At 69.7% G+C, this 20,074-nt stretch carries 19 protein-coding genes; 4 read left to right on the top strand and 15 right to left on the bottom strand.

Going from position 1 to position 20,074, the window contains the following annotated elements; translation table 11 throughout:
- Positions 1-406: 406 nt before the first annotated feature.
- Positions 407-1,024, bottom strand: coding sequence for a substrate-binding domain-containing protein (locus ABD289_RS25410; RefSeq protein WP_425564765.1), 618 nt, complete (start codon positions 1,022-1,024; stop codon positions 407-409).
- Between the two features lie 630 nt (positions 1,025-1,654).
- Between ABD289_RS25410 and ABD289_RS22960 the strand changes: the two genes are divergently transcribed.
- Complete coding sequence (locus ABD289_RS22960) at positions 1,655-2,224, top strand: hypothetical protein (protein ID WP_344136833.1); 570 nt, start codon at positions 1,655-1,657, stop codon at positions 2,222-2,224.
- Positions 2,225-2,234: 10 nt separating this feature from the next.
- Here the strand turns inward: ABD289_RS22960 and ABD289_RS22955 are convergent, their stop codons facing one another.
- The 10 genes from ABD289_RS22955 to ABD289_RS22910 all read right to left on the bottom strand — a co-directional run bounded on the left by ABD289_RS22955 (position 2,235) and on the right by ABD289_RS22910 (position 12,273).
- Entirely contained in the window at positions 2,235-2,513 is a 279-nt protein-coding gene (locus ABD289_RS22955; protein WP_344136831.1) for a hypothetical protein, read from the bottom strand.
- A 118-nt stretch (positions 2,514-2,631) separates the two neighbouring features.
- Positions 2,632-3,276 (bottom strand): hypothetical protein, encoded by a 645-nt coding sequence (locus ABD289_RS22950; protein WP_344136829.1) that lies wholly within the window; start codon positions 3,274-3,276, stop codon positions 2,632-2,634.
- A gap of 163 nt (positions 3,277-3,439) precedes the next feature.
- Positions 3,440-4,618 (bottom strand): GAF domain-containing sensor histidine kinase, encoded by a 1,179-nt coding sequence (locus tag ABD289_RS22945; RefSeq protein WP_344136827.1) that lies wholly within the window; start codon positions 4,616-4,618, stop codon positions 3,440-3,442.
- Between the two features lie 5 nt (positions 4,619-4,623).
- Positions 4,624-5,292: a response regulator gene (locus tag ABD289_RS22940; RefSeq protein ID WP_344136825.1), complete on the bottom strand. Its 669-nt coding sequence runs from the start codon at positions 5,290-5,292 to the stop codon at positions 4,624-4,626.
- Between the two features lie 290 nt (positions 5,293-5,582).
- Entirely contained in the window at positions 5,583-6,458 is an 876-nt protein-coding gene (locus ABD289_RS22935; protein WP_344136823.1) for a phosphoribulokinase, read from the bottom strand.
- Complete coding sequence (locus tag ABD289_RS22930; RefSeq protein ID WP_344136820.1) at positions 6,437-7,540, bottom strand: class 1 fructose-bisphosphatase; 1,104 nt, start codon at positions 7,538-7,540, stop codon at positions 6,437-6,439. Before ABD289_RS22930 ends, ABD289_RS22935 begins: the two co-directional genes overlap by 22 nt.
- A 385-nt stretch (positions 7,541-7,925) precedes the next feature.
- Complete coding sequence (locus tag ABD289_RS22925) at positions 7,926-8,261, bottom strand: bifunctional 3-phenylpropionate/cinnamic acid dioxygenase ferredoxin subunit (RefSeq protein WP_344136817.1); 336 nt, start codon at positions 8,259-8,261, stop codon at positions 7,926-7,928.
- A gap of 356 nt (positions 8,262-8,617) precedes the next feature.
- Positions 8,618-9,247: an MBL fold metallo-hydrolase gene (locus ABD289_RS22920; RefSeq protein WP_344136814.1), complete on the bottom strand. Its 630-nt coding sequence runs from the start codon at positions 9,245-9,247 to the stop codon at positions 8,618-8,620.
- Complete coding sequence (locus ABD289_RS22915; RefSeq protein ID WP_344136810.1) at positions 9,247-10,329, bottom strand: S-(hydroxymethyl)mycothiol dehydrogenase; 1,083 nt, start codon at positions 10,327-10,329, stop codon at positions 9,247-9,249. Before ABD289_RS22915 ends, ABD289_RS22920 begins: the two co-directional genes overlap by 1 nt.
- A gap of 495 nt (positions 10,330-10,824) precedes the next feature.
- Positions 10,825-12,273, bottom strand: coding sequence for a DNA-binding protein (locus tag ABD289_RS22910; protein ID WP_344136807.1), 1,449 nt, complete (start codon positions 12,271-12,273; stop codon positions 10,825-10,827).
- Positions 12,274-12,673: 400 nt separating this feature from the next.
- Between ABD289_RS22910 and ABD289_RS22905 the strand changes: the two genes are divergently transcribed.
- Positions 12,674-13,423 carry an HAD-IA family hydrolase gene (locus ABD289_RS22905; protein ID WP_344136804.1) on the top strand — a complete coding sequence of 250 codons (750 nt, stop codon included), beginning with the start codon at positions 12,674-12,676 and terminating at the stop codon, positions 13,421-13,423.
- Positions 13,424-13,481: 58 nt separating this feature from the next.
- On the opposite strand, the gene ABD289_RS22900 is transcribed toward ABD289_RS22905, so the two are convergent.
- The 4 genes from ABD289_RS22900 to ABD289_RS22885 are packed head-to-tail and all read right to left on the bottom strand — an operon-like array spanning position 13,482 to position 17,359.
- Entirely contained in the window at positions 13,482-14,531 is a 1,050-nt protein-coding gene (locus tag ABD289_RS22900; protein ID WP_344136801.1) for a class I fructose-bisphosphate aldolase, read from the bottom strand.
- 15 nt (positions 14,532-14,546) lie between these two features.
- Complete coding sequence (locus ABD289_RS22895; protein ID WP_344136798.1) at positions 14,547-15,488, bottom strand: AAA family ATPase; 942 nt, start codon at positions 15,486-15,488, stop codon at positions 14,547-14,549.
- Positions 15,485-15,907: a ribulose bisphosphate carboxylase small subunit gene (locus ABD289_RS22890; protein ID WP_344136794.1), complete on the bottom strand. Its 423-nt coding sequence runs from the start codon at positions 15,905-15,907 to the stop codon at positions 15,485-15,487. The genes ABD289_RS22895 and ABD289_RS22890 overlap by 4 nt, the downstream gene beginning before the upstream one ends.
- Before the next feature lie 12 nt (positions 15,908-15,919).
- The gene (locus ABD289_RS22885; protein ID WP_344136791.1) at positions 15,920-17,359 is read right to left on the bottom strand and encodes a form I ribulose bisphosphate carboxylase large subunit; all 1,440 of its coding nucleotides are present in this window, start codon (positions 17,357-17,359) and stop codon (positions 15,920-15,922) included.
- A gap of 103 nt (positions 17,360-17,462) precedes the next feature.
- Here ABD289_RS22885 and ABD289_RS22880 point away from each other — a divergent pair, with 103 nt between their 5' ends.
- Positions 17,463-18,356, top strand: a complete 894-nt coding sequence (locus tag ABD289_RS22880; RefSeq protein WP_344136788.1) for a LysR family transcriptional regulator — start codon at positions 17,463-17,465, stop codon at positions 18,354-18,356.
- A 206-nt stretch (positions 18,357-18,562) separates the two neighbouring features.
- Positions 18,563-19,873 (top strand): DNA-binding protein, encoded by a 1,311-nt coding sequence (locus ABD289_RS22875; RefSeq protein WP_344136784.1) that lies wholly within the window; start codon positions 18,563-18,565, stop codon positions 19,871-19,873.
- Positions 19,874-20,074: the final 201 nt, after the last annotated feature.

Here is a 20,074-nt window from a genome sequence, read left to right as displayed (position 1 = left end):
GATGACGGAAGCACCTCCACAACTTCGTGGCCGACTCCTGCCGGCCTGGTCTTACCGCGTTCGGCGGCGCCCGCGCCGCGAGCGGACCGCGGCCGATGCGCGTCGTCCACGTCGGGCGCAACAGCGCTCGCCGATCGGATGAGCGTTGCGATTCAACTGACTAATCAGTTTCGCATCGACGTATCACCTTGAGCCCTTCGCCAGCTCCCGTCAAGTACCGGATCGCTTCATCGCAGCTCACCGTTATAACTCTGGCACCTTCCGCGACGCCCACACCCGGTCAGGGCGTTGCGATCTAGAGCCCCTGTTGCGATTGTCGCAATTCACTGCTAGCGTTCGGTGCTACCGAGGAAGCGACTGGGAGCAGCGCGGGCGGGTACCGCACCCATCGCGGACGCCCTCGCGCTCACCGGCCGCGACGACGCGGTCGCCGATCGTTGCGGCACGAACAAGGCTCGCCTCGGCGGGTGTTATCCACCCGTGGCGCCGCACGGCCCTCGGAAGAGGGGATTCCGCCGAACGACGAGAAGCTCGTCACCACGGCGCCGAGCCGCCCCGCGAGCTGGAGACCGGGCACCGGCAAGAACGTTCCGGGGGACCTCGATCGCACCGAGGCGCACACGTGCGGGACCGATCGTGCGCCGTACGGCGATCGATGCAGTCGCCCGCACGGGGCGTGATTGGCGTCACGACCCCGGAATCCGAGGCCGCGTACCCTCAGACCGATTCCCGCACGACCACGTGGGCGTGGTTCCGCGGGAGGTCGACGGTGCTCAGCCCGAGCGCCCAGCCGGGCCGCGAGACGGCCGCGCCCCTCCGCGTCGATGTGCGCTGCGGTGAGCGCCGGGGTCACCAGCGATCCGATGTCCACGGCGTCGAAACCGATCACGGCGAGATCTTCCGGGCAGTGCAGTCCCAGATCGTTGATCGCGGCCAGCGCGCGCAGCTCGGTGTTCTCGTCGAAAGCGGCCAGCGCGGTCACCTCCGGCGGCTGGGCGCGGAACCGCGCGAGCGCCTCGCGCACCGCACCCCGGTTCCAGCGGCGCGGACCACGGTTCCGGCGGCGCGAGGTCGTGAGCGGCAGGACCTCGCGTGCGAAGCCCAGTCGGGTTTTCCGCCCGATCCGCGTACGACCGCGCTCGACCAGGTGGTTCGGCTGCAGCGCGACGTGCACCGCGAGCCCCGTCCTCCCAGCCACCGCCGCGATCCTCGAGCTCGCGCCCGTCCAGGCAGGGCCCGGCGAACCGCGGCACCGCACGCGTGGAACCGCGTCGACGACCTGCTGATCGGTGCCGCCGTGCCGGACGAGCAGGACGTGATCGTGCACGGCGAGCTCGTCGTCCAGGCCGCGCGCGTAGCTGAGCGCGTAGCGGCCGCCGAAGCCGGGATGCGACCGGCGTGAAGTGGACGAAGCGGGTGTGCGGAAGTGGTCCGCCGAGCGCCCGTTCCACCAGTTCCCGCGCGCACGCACGACGACCACGCCCGGAACACCTACCGGCGCAACCAGCAACCGAAGCGCGAACCACGATCGGGCAGGATCGAACGACTCGACCTGCTGTTCCCGCGGAGCCGTGTTCCCATCCTTACTCGGAGATCAGGAGGACGCCGCAACACGCCTGCGAAGTTAAGGAGCCCGATCCGCATGGTTCCCAAAATGGGGAAGAAATCCGGCATTCTCGGCGCAGCGATGACATTGCTCGCCGCACCGCTGCTGACCGCCCCGCCGGCGCAGGCGGCCCCGGCTCCCGCGCCGGAAACGCTGCTGTCCTGCGACATGTCGGGCAAGGCGTCCTTCGCGCCCGCGCTTTCGCTCAACCCAGCCGGTCAACGCACCCGGGTGAACGTCACGGCAGACGCGACCGGGTGCAGCAGCCGGAGCGGACTCGACATCACCAGCGCCAGGCTCACTGGTGCGATGACCGGTCACATGTCCTGCTCCTCGCCGCCCCGCGACGTCAACGGCGATATCGAGATCACCTGGACGCGCGCCGACGGCAGCACCGCGAAGAGCACCGCGAACTTCGCGCTCGACCTGCGGGGCGACCTCAGCAATCCGTCCGAGCCGATCACCGGCACGTTCACCGGGCAGAACACCGACGGTGCGTTCAAGGGCAACAAGCACCGAGGGCAGGGCCGGATCGACTCCTCCGGTCTCGCGCGCGGCTGCTTCACCGGCGGTCTCGAATCGCTGAACTTCAACGGGAGCTACCGGATGACCAAGTGATCCGCCCGCGTCAGCCGGGTTCACCGCGCCGTTTGCGGTGCGCGACCCACGCGAAGTTCATCGCGGCCAGCGCCGCCACGCCCAGCAGCGCCCAGCCCAGCCAGGCCTGCTCCGGAAGCCACCTCAGCACCACGATCGCGAGGACCACGCTGAGCACGAAGCCGAAGGCGGCCAGCACCAGCCGCAGCGTCAGGGCGCTGCGCGCGTAGGGCGCGCCGCCGAAGCCGGCCATCGGATCGTGGTAGCCGGGCAGCCCTCGTTCGTAGTAGGAGCGGTCGCGTTCTTCCATGCCTGAGCACTACCCACCTCGGGCAGTCGCGACACGCGTGTTCACACGCGTGGTCGAAATGGCGGCCCCATCTCGGAGCGGCGACGGTGCGCGTCCGCCGCCGTTCGAGGGCCGCTCATCAGGGTGCGCAGGTCGTCGGGTCCAGGTTCAGCCGCGGGTCATCCGCGGGCACGTCCGAGAAGGGCGCCCTGGTCCACCTGCTCGTGCTGTTGCCGTGGAAGACGAACCACGAGCTGGTCCCGTCGAACTTCGCGGTCACGTCGTCGTAGCGGGCGTCCACGGTGCGCAGCATCCAGCCCTTGCCGGTGTCCTCGCACTGGTAGCCCGAGCGCGCGGTGGCTCCGCCGCCTTCGTGCAGCGTGAACGGCTCACCCCCGCGCCGGATGGCCACCACACCGGCCTCCGGGTCGTACTTGAACAGCTGGAACGTCTGCGTGTTCGCCCCGGCCGCGACGGTCACCGCGACCTCGGCCACGCCGTCGCGGTCGACATCCGTCGCCCGCGGCGTCTGCAGCACCGCGTACTCGGCGGGAGCGGTGGTCATCACCGACTCCCCGGGAAGCGCGAAGCTGATCACCTGCGTGGTGTCGTCGACCTTGCGCACCGTGACCGCGTTCGCGGCACCGTCGCCGTCCACATCGGCGTGGACCGTTTCCGACTCACCCGCGGGCGCCGGTTGCGCCACCGCGGGCTGCCCCGTCGCCAGCACGGCCGCGCCCGCCAGCGCCACGGTGCCCAGGCACCGTCCCGACCTGCGATACATTCGTATTCCCCCTGGATAGATGATGTGCTCGACGATTCCCCCAGGCAGCCGCCCGTCCCGGACGGCCCGTCCAGGAGACGCCCGCGACACCCCGCGGGTTGCCCGGGAACCAACACCGGCAGCAGCTGCCATGCTTTCCGGCGACCAGCGTTCCTGCAGGTGATCAGGCCGAATCCGCGGGCTGCAGCGGCAGCTCGACCAGCACGGTCGTGCCGCGGTCCGGGGCCGATTCGACGCGCAGGGACGCCTCGATGAGAGCGCAGCGCTCGGCGATGGAACTGAGGCCGAAGTGCTGCGCCTGGTCCGCCTCCGAGCTGCGCGCCGAACGGCGCCGCGCCGGGTCGAAGCCCTTTCCGTCGTCGGTGCAGCCCAGTACCAGCGAGTCCCCCACCCGTCGCAGCGAGAGCACCACGCGGCTGGCTTCGGCGTGCTTGACCACGTTGGCCAGGGCCTCCTGGGCGATCCGGTAGAGCGCGGCGGCCGCGTGATCCGGGATGCGCTCGGGCTCGGCCGCCGGGTCCACCACGAGCTCGATGGCGGGACCGGACTCGCGATCTGCCATCCGCACCAGCGATTCGATCGCCGCGACCAGGCCGAGGTCGTCGAGCACCAGGCTGTGCAGGCCCGAGATCGCCGATCTCGTCTGGGTGTAGGCCATGTCGGCCAGCTCCCGGGCGCTCACCAGCTCGGCCCGCGCCCGCCGCAGCTCCTGCACCCGGCTCGACACCGCCGGATCCTCGTCCGCGGCGAGCTCGGAGACGGTCAGCTCCGCCGCCGAGAGGTGGAAGGACATGGACGCCAGCGCGGTGGTCACGCCGTCGTGCAGGTCGAACGCGATGCGGCGCCGCTCGGCCTCCTGCGCCGAGATGGCCTGCTTGACGAGCCGATCGCGCTCGCCGCGGTGCCGGTTGACCGCCCGCCACAGCTCTTCGGCGTGCAACCGAAGGCCGAGCACCGCGGCGAAGGACTCCGCCGCGCGCAGGTCCTCCTGGCAGAACGGGCGTCGCGGGCTGCGGTGGACGGCCAGCACGCCCACCACGTTGCCGTCCAGCCCGCGCAGCGGAACGCACATCCGCGCCACGGTCTGCTCGGGCCCGAGGCCCAGCAACCGGCGGTGCAGTTCGTTGCGCGGCGAGTCGGACTCGAGCAGCACGGGCTTGCCGGTGCGCGCGACCAACCCCGTGACCCCGAAGCCGACCTGCAGCTTCAACCCGGCCGCCGAGCCGTGCTCCGGCCAGATGTCGACGAGGTCGAGGTCCTGGCCGTCGACCGCGTAGAGCAGGGAGCCGTCGGCCTCCAGCGCTCGGGCGAGTTCGGCCGCGCCGGGGATCGAACCGGCCATCGCGCTCACCGGAAGAGCCCTTCCCGCAGCGCGACGGCGATGGCGCCGCTGCGGTCGGCGACGCCGAGCTTGCGGTAGAGCCCGCGGATGTGGGTCTTCACCGTGTCCTCGCTGACCACGAGCTTGCTCGCGACCGCGCGGTTCGAGTGCCCGGCGACGATCAGCTCCAGCACTTCCGACTCGCGCTGGGTGAGCCCGAGGTGTGCCCCGGACCAGAACTCGCCCGAGCTGATGTGCGCGGCCGAGAGCGCGACGCGTCCCGCCAGCGCGGGGTCCACGACGGTCTCGCCCTCGCGGACCCGGCGAAGGTAGCCGACCAGCTCCTGCCCACCGATGCGCTTGAGGATGTAGCCGGAGGCTCCGACGCGCAGCGCCTGGTAGAGGTAGTGCTCGTCGTCGTACACGGTCAGCAGGACCACCTTCGTGGCCGGGTGCTGCGAGGTGATCTGCCTGCACAGGTCCAGGCCGCTCTCCTTGCCGATGCGCACGTCGCAGAGCACGACGTCGGGAGAGCGCTCGGCGACCATCGTGAGCGCCGCAGCGGCGGTGGTGACCTGACCGACGTTCACCACCTCCTCGGGGAAGTGCCCGAGCATGGCGTCGAGTCCGTGCAGCACCATCTCGTGGTCGTCGACGAGCACGAGGCGCTGCGGGTCCGGGGACGACGCCGTCATGCGTCAAGCCTAAGAGGTCCTTGCAGTATGCGGCGGAGTCGCATGCGGTGCGGGACTCAACTCGCACCGCCGCGGGTTCTGCCGCGTCGTGTGGCGAGGACAGTCGCGACGCCGCGTAGGACGGCTACTCAAGGAGCGGATCCCGCAGCCACACGGCGCGGCAGGTTCCGCCACCCGCACCGCCACGCACACGGCAAACCGAAATGTCTCCTGAGGAGATGTTCGAGTTCGGGCCGCGTGAGCCCGCGCCCCACCGCTCACCCGTCGCGAGGACGTCCTCCGCACGAGCCTCAACCAGCCTTGGCGCGGCGCTCCAGCAGGCGCCACAGCATCGGGGTGAAGATCAGCTGCATGGCCAGGTCCATCTTCCCGCCCGGGCAGACGATCGTGTTCGGCCGCGACATGAACGAACCGCGCAACATCGACAGCAGGTACGGGAAGTCGATCCCCCGCGCGTTCGCGAATCGGATGACCAGCATGGACTCGTCCAGCGATGGAATCGTCCTGGCGATGAACGGGTTCGAGGTGTCGACCACCGGAACTCGTTGGAAGTTCACATGAGTCCGGGAGAACTGCGGGGTCATGTAGTGCACGTAGTCGTGCATCCTGCGCAGTATCGTCTCGGTGACCGCCTCGGTGGTGTATCCGCGCTTCTCCTTGTCCCGCTGGAGCTTCTGGATCCACTCGAGGTTGATCACGGGAACGACGCCGATCAGCAGATCGGCGTGCTGCGCGACATCGACCTTCTCGGTGACGACCGCACCGTGCAATCCCTCGTAGAAGAGCAGATCGGTACCCTCCGCGATGTCTCCCCACGGCGTGAAGGTCCCCGGATCCTGCCCGTGCGGCGCCGCTTCGGCCTCGTCGTGCAGGTACTTGCGCACTCGTCCCGTGCCGGTCTCGCCGTAATCGCGGAACAGCGTCTCCAGGTCCTCGAACAGGTTGGCTTCCGGGCCGAAGTGGCTGAACGAGTGGTCGCCGTCGGTCAAGGCCCTGGCCAGCTCGTCCTTCATCGCCATGCGGTCGTACCGGTGGAAGCTGTCCCCCTCGACGAACGCGGCGCTGACCTCCTCCCGCCGGAAGATCTGCTCGAAGGTGCGCATGACCGAGGTCGTACCGGCTCCCGAGGAACCCGTGATGGCGACTACGGGGTGGTTGACGGACATTGGTCCCCCTTCGGATCAGCCCCGTGGAAGAGGCCGCGCGTGCCGTACAACGGATTCCAGTTCTCGAACGGGCCGGGCTCGGCCGGTTGCGCGTGATACCGGGCGATCCGCGCGACCTCCTCGCGGGCGCCGAAGACGAGCCCGATGCGCTGGTGCAGTTCAGCGGGCTCGATCTCGAGGACGCGCTCCCGGCCGGTCGTGGCGAGGCCACCCGCCTGCTCGATCAGCAAGCCGATGGGGTTCGCCTCGTAGAGCAGCCGCAAGCGCCCCGTCTTCGCGACGTCCCTGGAGTCCCTCGGGGACATGAACACGCCACCGCGGGTGAGGATGCGATGCACCTCGGCCACCAGCGACGCCACCCAGCGCATGTTGAAGTCCTTCTCCCGTGGCCCGGCCAGCCCCTGCAGGCACTCGTCGATGTATCGCCGCACGGCGGGTTCCCAGAAGCGCCGGTTGGAGGTGTTCACCGCGAACTCCGCGGTGGCCTCCGGAACCACGATGTCCCGCCGGGTCAGGAAGAACTCTCCGAGAGTCGGATCGAGGGTGAAGGCGTGCACGCCCGTCCCCACCGTGAGCACCAGGACCGTCGACGGACCGTAGATGGCGTAACCGGCCGCCACCTGCTCCGCACCGGGCTGCAGGAAGTCCTCGGGACGCGCGTCCCGGCCGGCCACCGCCGCGCGCAGGATCGAGAAGATGCTGCCCACCGAGAGGTTGACGTCGATGTTCGACGAACCGTCGAGCGGGTCGAAGGCCAGCAGGTACTTCCCGCGCGGGAACTCGGGCGGGATCGCGCAGGGCTGCGCCATCTCCTCGGAGGCCATGCCCGCGAGCTGACCGCCCCAGTTGGTGGTGCGCAGGAAGATGTCGTTGGCCACGACGTCGAGCCGCTGCTGCCGCTCGCCCTGCGCGTTCACCGTTCCCGCGCCGCCGGTGAGCGCGCCCGCGGCGATGCGCTGCGAGATGGCTTTGCAGGCCAGCGCCACGTCCAGGATCAGCGAGTTCAGCTCACCGCTCGAACCGGGATGCCGTCGACGCTCCTCGATGAGGAATCGGGTCAATGTCGAGCGCTCGGTCAACATCTCACCACTCCTGACAGGTCGTGGGCGTGCGCGGAGCACGATCGCCGCACCTGAGACCTCACCAGTCGCGGACCGGCGGGGCATCCACCCCAGGGGTGAGCGCGGGGGTGGAGACGCGGTGGTGAAACGGCCCGGGGCGTCGAACACGAGGACGAAGCCGCCCCGCTTCGGCCGGGCTTTCGCAACGCTCCCAGGGGCCTCTCGACCTGCGGCGCCAGCCGCATGGGTGCGGGGACTCAGCCCGCACCGGCTCGGGTTCTCGGACGTCGCCGGGCCAGGACAGCCGCAACGCCGCGCAGGCCGCTGCTCAAGTCGCGGACCCCGGGGGGCGTCCGAGGTTCCGGCCGCCCGCACCGCGAACTGAGACATCTCCTCAGCGGATCGCCTACCTGTCATTGCCGACGTCGACGTGCACGATCACGTCGCCGTCGACCACCTGGACGCGGAAGGTGCGCAGCGGCTCGGTCGCGGGCAGGCACAGCGGTTCACCCGTTCGCACGTCGAACTGGGACCTGTGCAGCGGGCACTCCACCGACATGCCGTCGAAGTGGCCTTCGCTGAGCACCGCGAAGGCGTGCGTGCAGACGTCCTCGACGGCGTAGACGGTTCCGTTGACGTTGAAGATCGCGATGGAGGGGAAACCGGTTCGCAGCCTCAGCGCCGTACCGGGCGGGATCTCGTGCAGGGCGCACGCGCGCACGCGATGAGTGGCGGGTTCCATCGATGCCACTCCCCTTCCCCGGGTCTCGCGCTGCCCCGCTCCCGAGCGATGCCACCACCCGCCGATTGGTGGCCCGATACGAAGGACCAGCTCCCAGCACTGTTCGAATCAGCCCGTTTCGGCGGGTAATTCGAATCCGGAGCCGCGCGGCTTCGGATTCGCCTGGCGGATCCGGAGCCGCGCGCCGCGGTCCGGTGCGTCAGCCCCGGTGGAAGTACCCGGTGGCCTCAGCGCACACCTCGATGACCGCGTATTCCGGTGTTTCCCACATGGTTTCCTCCTCGCCCCGACTGCGCCCGATGGCCGGGCGACTTCCTCGCGGATCGCGCGACCGTCGTGCGCGAACCGAAGACCGGTCAGTAACCCCTGCTGATCCACTCGTCGAGGTGCGGACGCTCGGCACCGATGGTCGTGGTCGCCCCGTGCCCGGGGTGGACCTTGCGGGATCCGGGCAGGGCGAACAGCTTGTCCCGAATGGACTCGACGATGACGTCGAAGTCCGAATAGGACCGCCCGGTGGCTCCCGGCCCTCCGGCGAAGAGCGTGTCACCGGTGAAAACCGCGTCGAGTTCCGGGGCGTCGAAGCAGACCGCACCGGGCGCGTGCCCCGGCGTGTGGAGCACGTGCAGCGCGATCCCGGCGACGCGGATCTGCTGACCGTCGGCCAGGTGCGCGTCCGGTTGCGTGCTGCCGTGGGTGTTCCGCCACAGCACGAGATCGTCCGGGTGCAACCGGATGGGCGCGTTCGTCACCGCCGCGAGCTCGGGCGCGACGCGCACGTGGTCGTCGTGCGCGTGCGTCGCCAGGACGGCCAGCACCCGGCGTCCGTCGATCACCTCCTGGATCGCCGCGACGTCGTGCGGAGCGTCGATCACCACGCACTCGTGGTCGTCACCGATCACCCACACGTTGTTGTCCACCTCGAAGGTCTGGCCGTCCAGCGAGAAGGTGCCCGATGTCGTGGTGTGGTCGATGCGGGCGCCCATCAGAACTTCACCACCGAACGCAACACCTCACCGCGCTCCATCTTCGCGAACGCCTCTTCCACCTCGTCGAGCGCGATCTCCTCGCTGACGAACTTCTCCAACGGCAACCGGCCCTGCTGGTAGAGGTCGGTCAGCATCGGGAAGTCCCGGCTGGGCAGGCAGTCGCCGTACCACGAGGACCTGATGGCGCCGCCGCGCCCGAACACGTCGAGCAGCGGCAGCTCGATCTCCATTTCCGGCGTCGGAACACCGACCAGGACCAGCGTTCCCGCGAGGTCGCGGGCGTAGAAGGCCTGCTCGAAGGTGCTCGGCCGCCCGACCGCATCGATCACGACATCCGCACCGTTCCCGCCGGTCAGCGACCGGATCTCGGCAACCGTGTCGGCCTCGGCGGCGTTGATCGTGTGGGTCGCACCGAACTCCGCGGCCCATTCCAGCTTCTTCGGGTCGGTGTCCACGGCGATGATCCGCGCGGCTCCGGCCAGCCAGGCACCCGCGATCGAGCCGTCCCCGACACCGCCGCAACCGATCACGGCCACCGAGTCGCCGCGGGAGACGTTGCCGGTGTTGATCGCGGCGCCGACACCGGCCATCACACCGCAGCCCAGCAGGGACACCACGGCCGGCCGGGCCGCGGGGTCCACCCTCGTGCACTGGCCGGCGTGCACCAGCGTGCGCTCGCTGAAGGCCCCGATGCCCAAGGCGGGAGACAGCGGCGTGCCGTCCTCCAGCTGCATCGACTGGTCGGCGTTGTTCGTGTCGAAGCAGTACCACGGACGGCCGCGCCGGCAGGCCCGGCAGTCACCGCAGACCGCGCGCCAGTTCAGCACGACGAAGTCCTTCTCCGACACCTCGGTCACGCCCGGTCCCGTGGCCTCGACGACCCCCGCGGCCTCGTGCCCGAGCAGGAACGGGAACTCGTCGTTGATTCCGCCTTCGCGGTAGTGCAGATCCGTGTGGCAGACGCCGCACGCCTGCACCCGGACCCGCACCTCCCCCGGCCCCGGATCGGGCACGTCGATCGACACCACACCGACCGGCTTACCGCGACCCGGTGCCACCACCGCACGCGACTTGATCATTCAAAGGTCCCTTCGACAAACGCTTCCGGCTTGGCCACGCGTCCACATCGGGCAGCGGGCGGAGATGCCCCCGCATCCCCCGCCTCGTCTCGCTCGCCGCCGGCTCCGGCGCATCCCGGGCGACACCATGTCCCGGCGTTCCGGTGCCGGACGACGATCGGAAGACTGGTGGAGCTCGATCCGGCACGAGTGGACGCCCGTGGCGAACGAACGGCCGTGCCGCCATCTGTCGGGCATCGGGTGAGCGCCGAACTCCTGCCTCGGATCGTCGCTGCGCGGCCGCGAAAAGCCGTTCATCTCGACCACTCCCCGCGACGCGCAGAAACGTCCGCACCCGGCGCTTGCCGGTATGCCCGTCCTGCAAAGCCTCATCGACTCGGCGAGCGGCGACAACCGATCTCGAACCACCGGTGGCGGATCACGAATGACCGGTGGGCATCACGCGACGAACGGACGGCCGTGGACGGCGGCGGGGAGAGCTGCCGCAGGCGGCCGTCAGACGCCGAGCAGTCGGCGGACCTCCGGTGCGTGCCTGCGCGAGACGGGAACGAGCTCGTGCGAGCGCGGGTCGGTGATCAGCACCAGCTCGCCCTTGACACCGCGCTCCAGTTCGGCCACCCGGCGCAGGTTGACCAGGAAGCGCCGGTGCACGCGGGAGAACCCGTGCGGGGCCAGCAGCTCCTCGACGTTGTCCAGGCCGCGGGTGGCGGCCTGGATCCGCCCCCGATCGGTGCCCAGCCAGACGATGTTGCGGTCGGCCTCCGCGTAGCGGATCTCCGAAGGGGCGAGCAGCACCAGACGATCGTTGCGGACCCCGATCACGCGCCGCGGCAGGGACACGGCGGCCGCCTGCGAATCGTTCTCGTACGGTTCGCCCTCCTGCAGCCCGAACACGCAGAACATGCCCACGACGTGATTCGAGGCGATGACCGGACGCATGGTGACCGGAACGGGGTTCTCGCCCGGGCGCACCGCCAACCGCGCGTGACCGCTCCACTGCGCCCGTTCCAGGGCCCTGCTCGTCGCCCACCGCACGACCGCGCTGAACTCGGGAATATCCGGTTTCCAGCGATTCGCCGGTTCGACGACACCCGTGACGACGGCGCTGTCGTTGGTCATCCCGAGCAGCGAAACGGCCCCGTAGTTCGCGGCGATCACATTTCCACCGCGGTCGATGGCCGCGATGGGATCGCTTTCCTGGGCGCATTCCTGCTTGAACTCGGCAACCACGCTCTTGGCCTCGGCCACGGTGCGCCGGTAGATGTCCTGCTCGACGCTCGCGGCGGCCTGCGTCAGCCATGCCGGAACGCGCTCGGACATCGGCGCGTCCCACCGCGAGATGTTGATCGAGGCGATCGGCGATCCCGTCACCACGTCGCGAACGGAGATCCCCGCGCAGGCCCACTGGTGGAATCCCTCGCACCAGTGCTCCGGTCCCGTCACCGTCACCGGGCCGGGAACCTCGAAGGAGGTCCCCATCCCGTTCGTGCCGGTGCACTGCTCCGACCACGACGACCAGGGAGCGAGGTTGCTCAGCTCGGCACGCTTGCGCGCACTGGGATCGCCCCACGAACCGAGGACGCGTCCAGCACCGTCGGTCACGGCCACCACGCCGCCGTCCAGCTCCACTTCCCGGCCCGCGAGCGCACCGAGACCGCCCAGCTTGGCGAAGATGACGTCGTTGTCGAGCCGGTGGTCGTTGCACCCCGGCGCACCGGGCGCGACGTTCAGCGTGGGGTCGACCTCGTACTGATCCCGGCAGCGGTACCAGGAGGCCAGGATTTCCGGGCGAACGCCTTCCTCGACATCTTCGCCCGCGGCGAAGCTCTCCCACGCGCGCGCGACGTCTCTCGTCGTTGCCGTGGTCAGGGTGCTGCCCCCGATGCGCTGGTCGTCGCCGGTGCTGCTCGAGACGATCTCCAGCGGCGGCACTCTCCCGGTCATCGCGACCTCCTTGTCGCTCGAGAGGGCGAACCTCGGGGCGCCAACGGATGGTGATAGCTATCACAATGTAGCCTCGCGGAGGTCGCGAGTTCAAGGCATGTTCCCTCGCACGGCCTATCCCGCTACACCGGCCGCGGAATCGAGTGCTCTTCTCCTTGTCGCTGCAAAGGGTCCTCCGAATCCACCCTCCGGGCAACAGTTCCGGAGACTTTCCCGCACCGGAAAATCCGCGAACGAACGAGGATTCCGGATAGCAAGCATCCGCTTTCCGGCTGAATGCGAATTCTCGATGGACAATCGGCAGCGATCGGCGCAGCCTGAGCGGGCCGCCCCTTCGAACCTCGGCCCGGGAGTTCTCGTGCGTTGTGCTTGCACACCAGATGCCTTCCCGCGAGCCGTGGTGTTCGACGTCGACGGAACCCTGGTCGACAGCGAGCGGCACGGGCACCGGGTCGCGTTCAACGAGGCCTTCGCCGAGGCGGGGCTGCCGTACCGGTGGTCCGAGCGGGAATACGGCGAGCTGCTCACCATCGCCGGCGGTGCGCGGCGGTTGGCGAGCTACCTGCGCGACCGGGGGCACCAGGACGCGGACCGCCTCGCCGAGGACCTGCACCGGCGAAAGACCGACATCTTCACCGCGCGATGCGCGGAAGGCGCCGTTCCCGCACGCCCAGGGGTGGAGCGACTGCTGCGCGCGCTCCGGGAAACGGGCACGACACTCGCGGTGGCCACCACGGGAACGCGGACGTGGGTCGAGCCGCTGCTCGATCGGGTCTTCGGGCGGGACGTGTTCTCCGCCGTGGTGACCGGAACCGAGATGACCGCGCTCAAGCCCGAGCCCGACGCGTATCGAGAAGTGTTGCGGCAGCTCGAAATCCCGGCCCGCGAAGCGGTCGCGGTGGAGGATTCGCGAAACGGGCTGGTGTCCGCGCGGGCGGCCGGCCTGGTCTGCCTCGCCGTGACGAACGGCTACACCCGGCACCACGATCTGCACGAGGCCGCGCTGATCGCCGACGGTTTCGGCGCGCCAGGAACCGCCGAGGTGCTCGCCGGTCCTGCGAGCGCGCTCCCGCACCGCGCCGTCACGCCTTGCACGTTCGGATTCCTGCTCGCCGCCGGCCGAGCGGACGCCCCACCCACCACGAGCTGACGAGCGCCGGGCCGGGCACCCGCTGCGCGCCCGGCCCGGTCCACCACGGTCGGCGGGATCAGTGCTGCCCCGCGGCCGGGACGCGCTCGGCCAGCTCCTTCTCCATGTCGGGGGTGTACTCCCCGGACCGCGCCGCGGCGTTGCAGCGCGCGCGGTGGGCCAGGACCTGCTGGGCCGCCTCGACGTTCCAGTCGTCACCGGCCCACGTCGACAGCGCCGGTGCCAGCAGTGCCCGGCCGTAGGAGAACGTCAGCTCCCAGGGCTGCCGCGTCCGGCGGTTCATCCGGTCCAGGTGCGCGGTGGCCGCTTCGTCGCTCTGCCCGCCGGACAGGAACGCGATGCCGGGCACCGCTGCGGGGACCACCCGGCGCAGACAAGCCAGCGTGGCGTCCGCGACGGCGTCGACATCGGCCTGCTCGGGGCATTCCTCGCCGGAGACCACCATGTTCGGCTTCAGCACGATGCCCTCGAGCAGCACGCCCTGGCTGCGCAGCTCGTCGAAGACCACGCGCAGGCACTGCTCGGTGACCTCCGAGCAGCGCTCGATGCCGTGCGCACCGTCCATCAGGACTTCGGGTTCCACCATCGGCACCAAGCCGGCCTCCTGGCACAGCGCGGCGTAGCGCGCCAGGGCGTGCGCATTGGCCGACAGGCAGGCGTGGCTCGGCTTGCCCTCGCCGATGCGGATCACCGCTCGCCACTTGGCGAACCGCGCGCCCATGGAGACGTACTCGGCGAGGCGATCACGCAGCCCGTCCAATCCCTCGGTCACCGTCTCGCCGTCGGTGCCCGCCTGGGGTTTGGCTCCCGTGTCGACCTTGATCCCCGGGGGCACGCCGTTGCGCACGGCCGCGGCGGGGAGCAGGGAGCCGTCGCGCGCGGACTGGCGGAAGGTCTCGTCGTAGAGGATCACCCCGCTGATCCACCTGCCCAGTCCCGGGGTGGTCACGACCAGCTCGCGGAAGCTCCTGCGTCGTTCCTCGTCGGCCGGGACGTTCACGGCGGTCAGCCGCTTGTTCATGGTTCCGGTGCTCTCGTCGGCGGCGAGGATGCCCTTGCCCGGTGCGACGAGTTCCCGGGCCGTCCTGATCAGGTCTGTGTCACTCACGCCAATGACCTCCTTCTACGGGCTGAAGTCCGGCGGCTCCAAGCGGGTCAGCTCGGCCACGCCGCAACGTCCCGCGCACTCAAGCAGTCGGCTCGCGTGCCGCAACCTCGCCCTCTCCAAGGCGTTCCGCACGCTGCGGGCGTTGGCGAACCGCGGCTGCACCATCTGCCCGCGCAGCCGCTCGCGGAGCGCTTCCGCCGCTTCACCGGACAGCCGGTACCCCTCGCCATCGGACATCAGCCGTGCGATCGCGATCAGTTCGTCGAGTTCATAGTCCCCGAATTCGATGTGATGCGCGATGCGGGAGCTCATGCCCGGGTTGCACCGGAAGAACTCCTCCATCCGATCGGTGTAGCCCGCGAGGATGACTACCAGGTCATCGCGCTGGTTCTCCATGACCTGCAGCAGGATCTCGATGGCCTCCTGGCCGTAGTCGCGCTCGTTCTCGGCCCGGTACAGGTAGTAGGCCTCGTCGATGAACAGCACGCCGCCCATCGCCCGCTTGAGGACCTCCTTGGTCTTCGGGGCGGTGTGGCCGACGTACTGCCCGACGAGATCGTCCCGGGTCACGCTGACCAGGTGCCCGCGGTCCAGGTAGCCCACGCGGTGCAGCAGCTCGGCCATCCGCAGCGCCACCGTCGTCTTCCCCGTCCCGGGATTGCCGGTGAAGCACATGTGCAGGTTCGGACGCGAGGAGCTCACGCCGAAGCGCTGCCGCATCCGGTCGACGAGCAGCAGCGCCGCCATCTCCCGGACTCGGGTCTTCACCTCGTGCAGGCCGATGAGTTCGCGGTCCAGCGATTCGATGGTCTCGTCGAGACCAGCCGAGTTGCGTTCCGCCGCGAGGTCCACGGCGGCGTCTTCGGGCAGCAGCGCTTCGTCCGGCCGTTCCTCGTCGGCGGGTGGTCCGGACTGGCGCATCCCGAAGGCCGGGCGTTGCCGAGTTGCCGTGTTCACTGCGAGTACCGGTCACCTTTCGGACGATCGAGCGCGTACGGGTGGGCGGTGTAGCGCAACCTGCGGTCCTCGGTCTCCTGCCGCTCCAGCCGAAAGCCGGGCTCCTCCGGCGGGCGGTTGACGATGAACGACATGGCCGTGGTCTGGCGGCCCAGGGCGGCGTCGTAGGCGTTGAGCCGGATGTAGTGGTTCGGGTAGGCCCGGCGGCACTCGCCGACCTCGTAGAGCACGCCCGCGGCGTCCGCGAGGTCGAACATGGGCAACCCCCACATCTCCCAGTAGTGGTTGCGCGGGTGCGGGTCGTCGGTGAACTCCACCGACAGCGGCCAGCCGTGGTCCAGGGCGTACTGGATCTGGCTGCGGATCTCGCCGTCGGAGAGCTCGGGAAGGTAGGAGAACGTGCCCTGGGTGATGCGCATGGCGATACCTCCTCAGACCAGCGTCGGCGTCTCGACGACGTCCGGTGTGTCGGTCGACTCGTAGTTGAACGTGATGTCGCCCCAGGTGGACAGCGCGACGTCGAGCTCGCGGCTCCGCCGGGCGGCATTGCGCAGGATGTCCGTTCCTTCCGCGAGGTAGTCCCGGCCCTCGTTGCGCGCCTTGATCATCGCCTCCAGCGCCACCCGGTTGGCCGTGGCGCCCGCGGCGATGCCCATCGGATGCCCGATCGTGCCGCCGCCGAACTGCAGCACCACGTCCTCTCCGAGGTGGTGCAGCAACTGGTGCATCTGGCCCGCGTGGATCCCGCCGGAGGCCACCGGCAGCACGCCGGGCATCGATGCCCAGTCCTGCTCGAAGTAGAGGCCCTTGACCGGGTCCGGCTCGGTCCGGTTGAGCCGCAGCGTGTCGTAGAACCCGGCCACGGAGTTCGGGTCGCCCTCGAGCTTGCCGACGACGGTGCCCGCGTGGATGTGGTCCACCCCGGCCATCCGCATCCACTTGGCGATGACCCGGAAGCTGACCCCGTGGTTCTTCTGCCGCGTGTAGGTGCTGTGCCCGGCGCGGTGCAGGTGCAGCAGCATCCCGTGCCGGCGCGCCCAGTGCGCCATCGACTGGATCGCGGTGTAGCCGACGGTGAGGTCGATCATCACCACGACGCTGCCGAGCTCCTTGGCGAATTCGGCGCGCTCGTACATGTCCTCCATCGTCGCGGCGGTGACGTTGAGGTAGTGGCCCTTGATCTCACCGGTTTCCGCCTGCGCGCGGTTGACGGCCTCCATGCAGTGCAGGAAGCGATCCCGCCAGCGCATGAACGGCTGCGAGTTGATGTTCTCGTCGTCCTTGGTGAAGTCCAGCCCGCCGCGCAGCGCCTCGTAGACCACCCGGCCGTAGTTGCGGGCGGACAGCCCGAGCTTGGGCTTGACGGTGGCGCCGAGCAGCGGCCTGCCGTACTTGTTCAGGTACTCCCGCTCCATGACGATCCCGTGCGCCGGGCCCTGGAAGGTCTTCGTGTAGTGCGGCGGGATCCGCATGTCCTCCAGCCGCAGCGCCTTGAGCGCCTTGAACCCGAAGACGTTGCCGATGATCGAGGAGGTCAGGTTCGCGATCGAGCCCTCCTCGAAGAGGTCGAGGTCGTAGGCGATGTGGGCGATGTGCTGGTCCTCGTGACCGGGCACCGGATCGACCCGGTAGCACTTGGCCTGGTAGTGCTCGTAGGTCGTCAGCCGGTCCGTCCACACGACCGTCCAGGTCGCCGTCGAGGACTCACCGGCGACCGCGGCCCCGGCCTCCTCGGGCGGCACCCCGTCCTGCGGGGTCACGCGGAACGCCGCGAGCACGTCGCTCGGCTTCGGCTCGTAGTCGGGCTGCCAATACCCCATCTGCGCGTACGGGATCACGCCCGGGCCCCAGCGCTCGGATTTCTCCGCCATGCGTCCTCCTCGGTCGTTCCTGCGTGGCATTGACGATGGCGGCGAATTCAGCAATCGTCTATCAAGAATCCCGACGCGATTCTCAAATGAACGGTTCACAATCATGACGCTGACGCAGCTGCGCACCTTTCTGGTGATCGCCGAGACCGGTTCCGTGCACGCCGCGGCCGAGCAGCTGTTCGTCACGCAATCGGCGGTCTCGGCCGCGCTCAACGCGCTGCAGAAATCCCTGGATCTGCGGCTGCTGGAACGGGACGGCCGGGGTCTGCGACTCACCGAGGCCGGCGAGATCTACGCGCACCACGTGCGCACCGCGCTGGGCATGCTCGATCAGGCCCGTACGGCCGCGGTCGCCGAGGACGATCCGGAGCACGGCGAACTCCGCATCGCCGCGCTGACGACCGCGGGCGAGCAGCTGCTGCCCACCGTGCTGGCGGGCTTCCGCTCCCGGCACCCGCACGTCGGCGTGCGCCTCGAGGTCGGCAACCGCGATCGCGTCCGGCTGCTGCTGGACAGGCACGAGGTCGACCTGGTGCTCGGTGGCCGACCGGAGCCCGACAGCAACGTCACCGTGCTGGCGGTGCGCGCGCACGAGCTGATCGTCGTCGCTCCTCGGAAGGCCGTTCCGGACCGGGAGCCGACCCGCAGGCCCGCGCAGCAGACCTGGCTGCTGCGCGAACCCGGTTCCGGAACCCGCGCGGTGACCGAATCCTTCCTGGCCCGCCTCGAGCTCGACGCGGCACCGCGGACGCTGACGCTGGGTTCGAACACGGCGATCCTGGAATCGGTGGCCGCCGGACTCGGGGTCACGCTCATCTCCCGGGACGCCGTCGCGCGCCAGCTCTCCGAGGGACGGCTGGTCGAGGTCCCGATGGCGGGCACTCCGCTGCACCGCGACTGGCACCTCGTCGCCAACCGGGGTCATCTTCCCGCCACGGCTGCGATGCTCGCGGCGCACGTTCTGGCGACCGGGGAGTTCCAGGCGCCTGGTCGGTGATTTCCGGATCGGCGGCCGCTGATGACCGGCTGGCCGCCACTCGTTGCTCCTGAGCCACCGTTCGTGCGGTGTTCGCCCGCGATCGTCCCCGCCTGCTGGCCCCGGCGGCGGAGATCGGCCTAGCTTGTGGCTTTGCGACAGGAAATCCGCGGTTCGGCTCCGGCGATTCCCGGTCGGCTTGGTGAGACCAAAGGCGGTCTTGTTGTATGGCAGATGTGCACCGGCTGGATCCGACGTCCCGTGCTCCCGGCAAGTCGACGGTGCACGCGGCGTGGGAACGCTTCGTGCGGGGCGAGGACGACATCTCGGGCGTGCGTCCCGAAGTCGCGATCTCCTGGCATCGCTGCCGGGACCAGTACCGGGTCGACCCGCAGCTCACCCGAGCGCCGATCGCGGGCGCGGAGATCGAGCACACGCTCGAGCACGACGTCGTGTTCGCCGAGCTCGGCTTCCGCGCGGCTTCGGTGGCCCACGAGGTGAGCAACGCGGGCGGCGTCGTGACCGTCGCCGACGCCACCGGTCGAATCCTCGCGGAATGGGGGGACAAGGCGACCCGCGAACTCGCCGCCGNGGTGGTGATCCGCGGTGCCGAGCACTGGTGCCAGGCCTTCCACGACTGGAACTGCGCGGGTGTGGCGGTGCGCGACGTGGTGACCAAGGAGCCGGTCGCGGTGCTCAACATCTCCTGCTGGCGCAGCGAACTTCCCACGCCCGCGGGCGCCTGGCTCAGCAACGCCGCGACCCGAACGCAACGCACCTTGCGGCAGCGCGCCCAGGACGGCAGCGCCGAGTTGATCGCCGCCTACCACCACGCCAAGCCGCGCGGGGGCGCGGGCCTGGCCGCCTTGGACCCGGCCGGCAGGGTCGTGATCGCCGACGACGCGGCGAGCGTACTGCTGGGCGTGCCCAGCTCGACACCGGCGCCCGACCCGGCCGTGCGCTGGACCCCGTGCTTACCGGAACTGATCAGGATCGCCCAGTACGCCGCCAAGCAGTCCTCCCGCAATCCCGAGTGGGTCGGCTCGACGCAGATCTTCACGCAGCTGGCCGACGAACCGACCCCGATCAGCATCCGCCCCGTGTTCCTCGCCGGGCACCTGGTCGGAAATCTGGTCTCCTTCGGGGTCTCCGAGGGCAAGCAGTTGCCCAGGACCGATGGTGGTGCACACCATCGAGGGCAGTCGGACCGAATCGTCGCGATGCGGGACAACCGGATGGTCCTGCTCCGGCTTCCGGAGGTCGCGTTCGCGGAGTCGGACGGCAACGACCTGTGGCTGTCCACCGATCAAGGAAGGTTGCGAGCCGCCACGGGCAGCCTCGACAAACTCGAAACGGAGCAGGGCGAAGCCGGCTTCCTGCGGGTACACCGGAGGTACGTGGTCAACCTCGGGCGCATCCGCGAGGTCGAGCGCCGGTGCAAGGGTGAGTTGCTCCTGGTCATGGACGACCAGCCGAACACCATGGTGCCGGTCTCCCGGCGCAACGCTCCGGCGGTGCGCCGGGCGCTGGACATCTGAGGAGCCTCGCGCCCCCAGGGGAGGAGTTTCCAATGCCGGAAAACCCCGACGCCGTGGCGATCACCAAGAACTACGACCAGAGCGTGCGGACTGGCCGTGCGAGCGATCGTGGTCGGAGTCATCCGGTGGCTGGTGGGGACAATTGTGATTGGTGGCCTGGCCGGTTGAGTCTGCGGATCTTGGCCAAGCATCATCCGGCGA

The sequence above is a fragment of the Saccharopolyspora halophila genome (assembly GCF_039531955.1).
Classification (GTDB): domain Bacteria; phylum Actinomycetota; class Actinomycetes; order Mycobacteriales; family Pseudonocardiaceae; genus Saccharopolyspora; species Saccharopolyspora halophila.
Note: the sequence above shows the minus strand (reverse complement) of the source record. Positions and strands in the feature narration are given on the sequence as shown.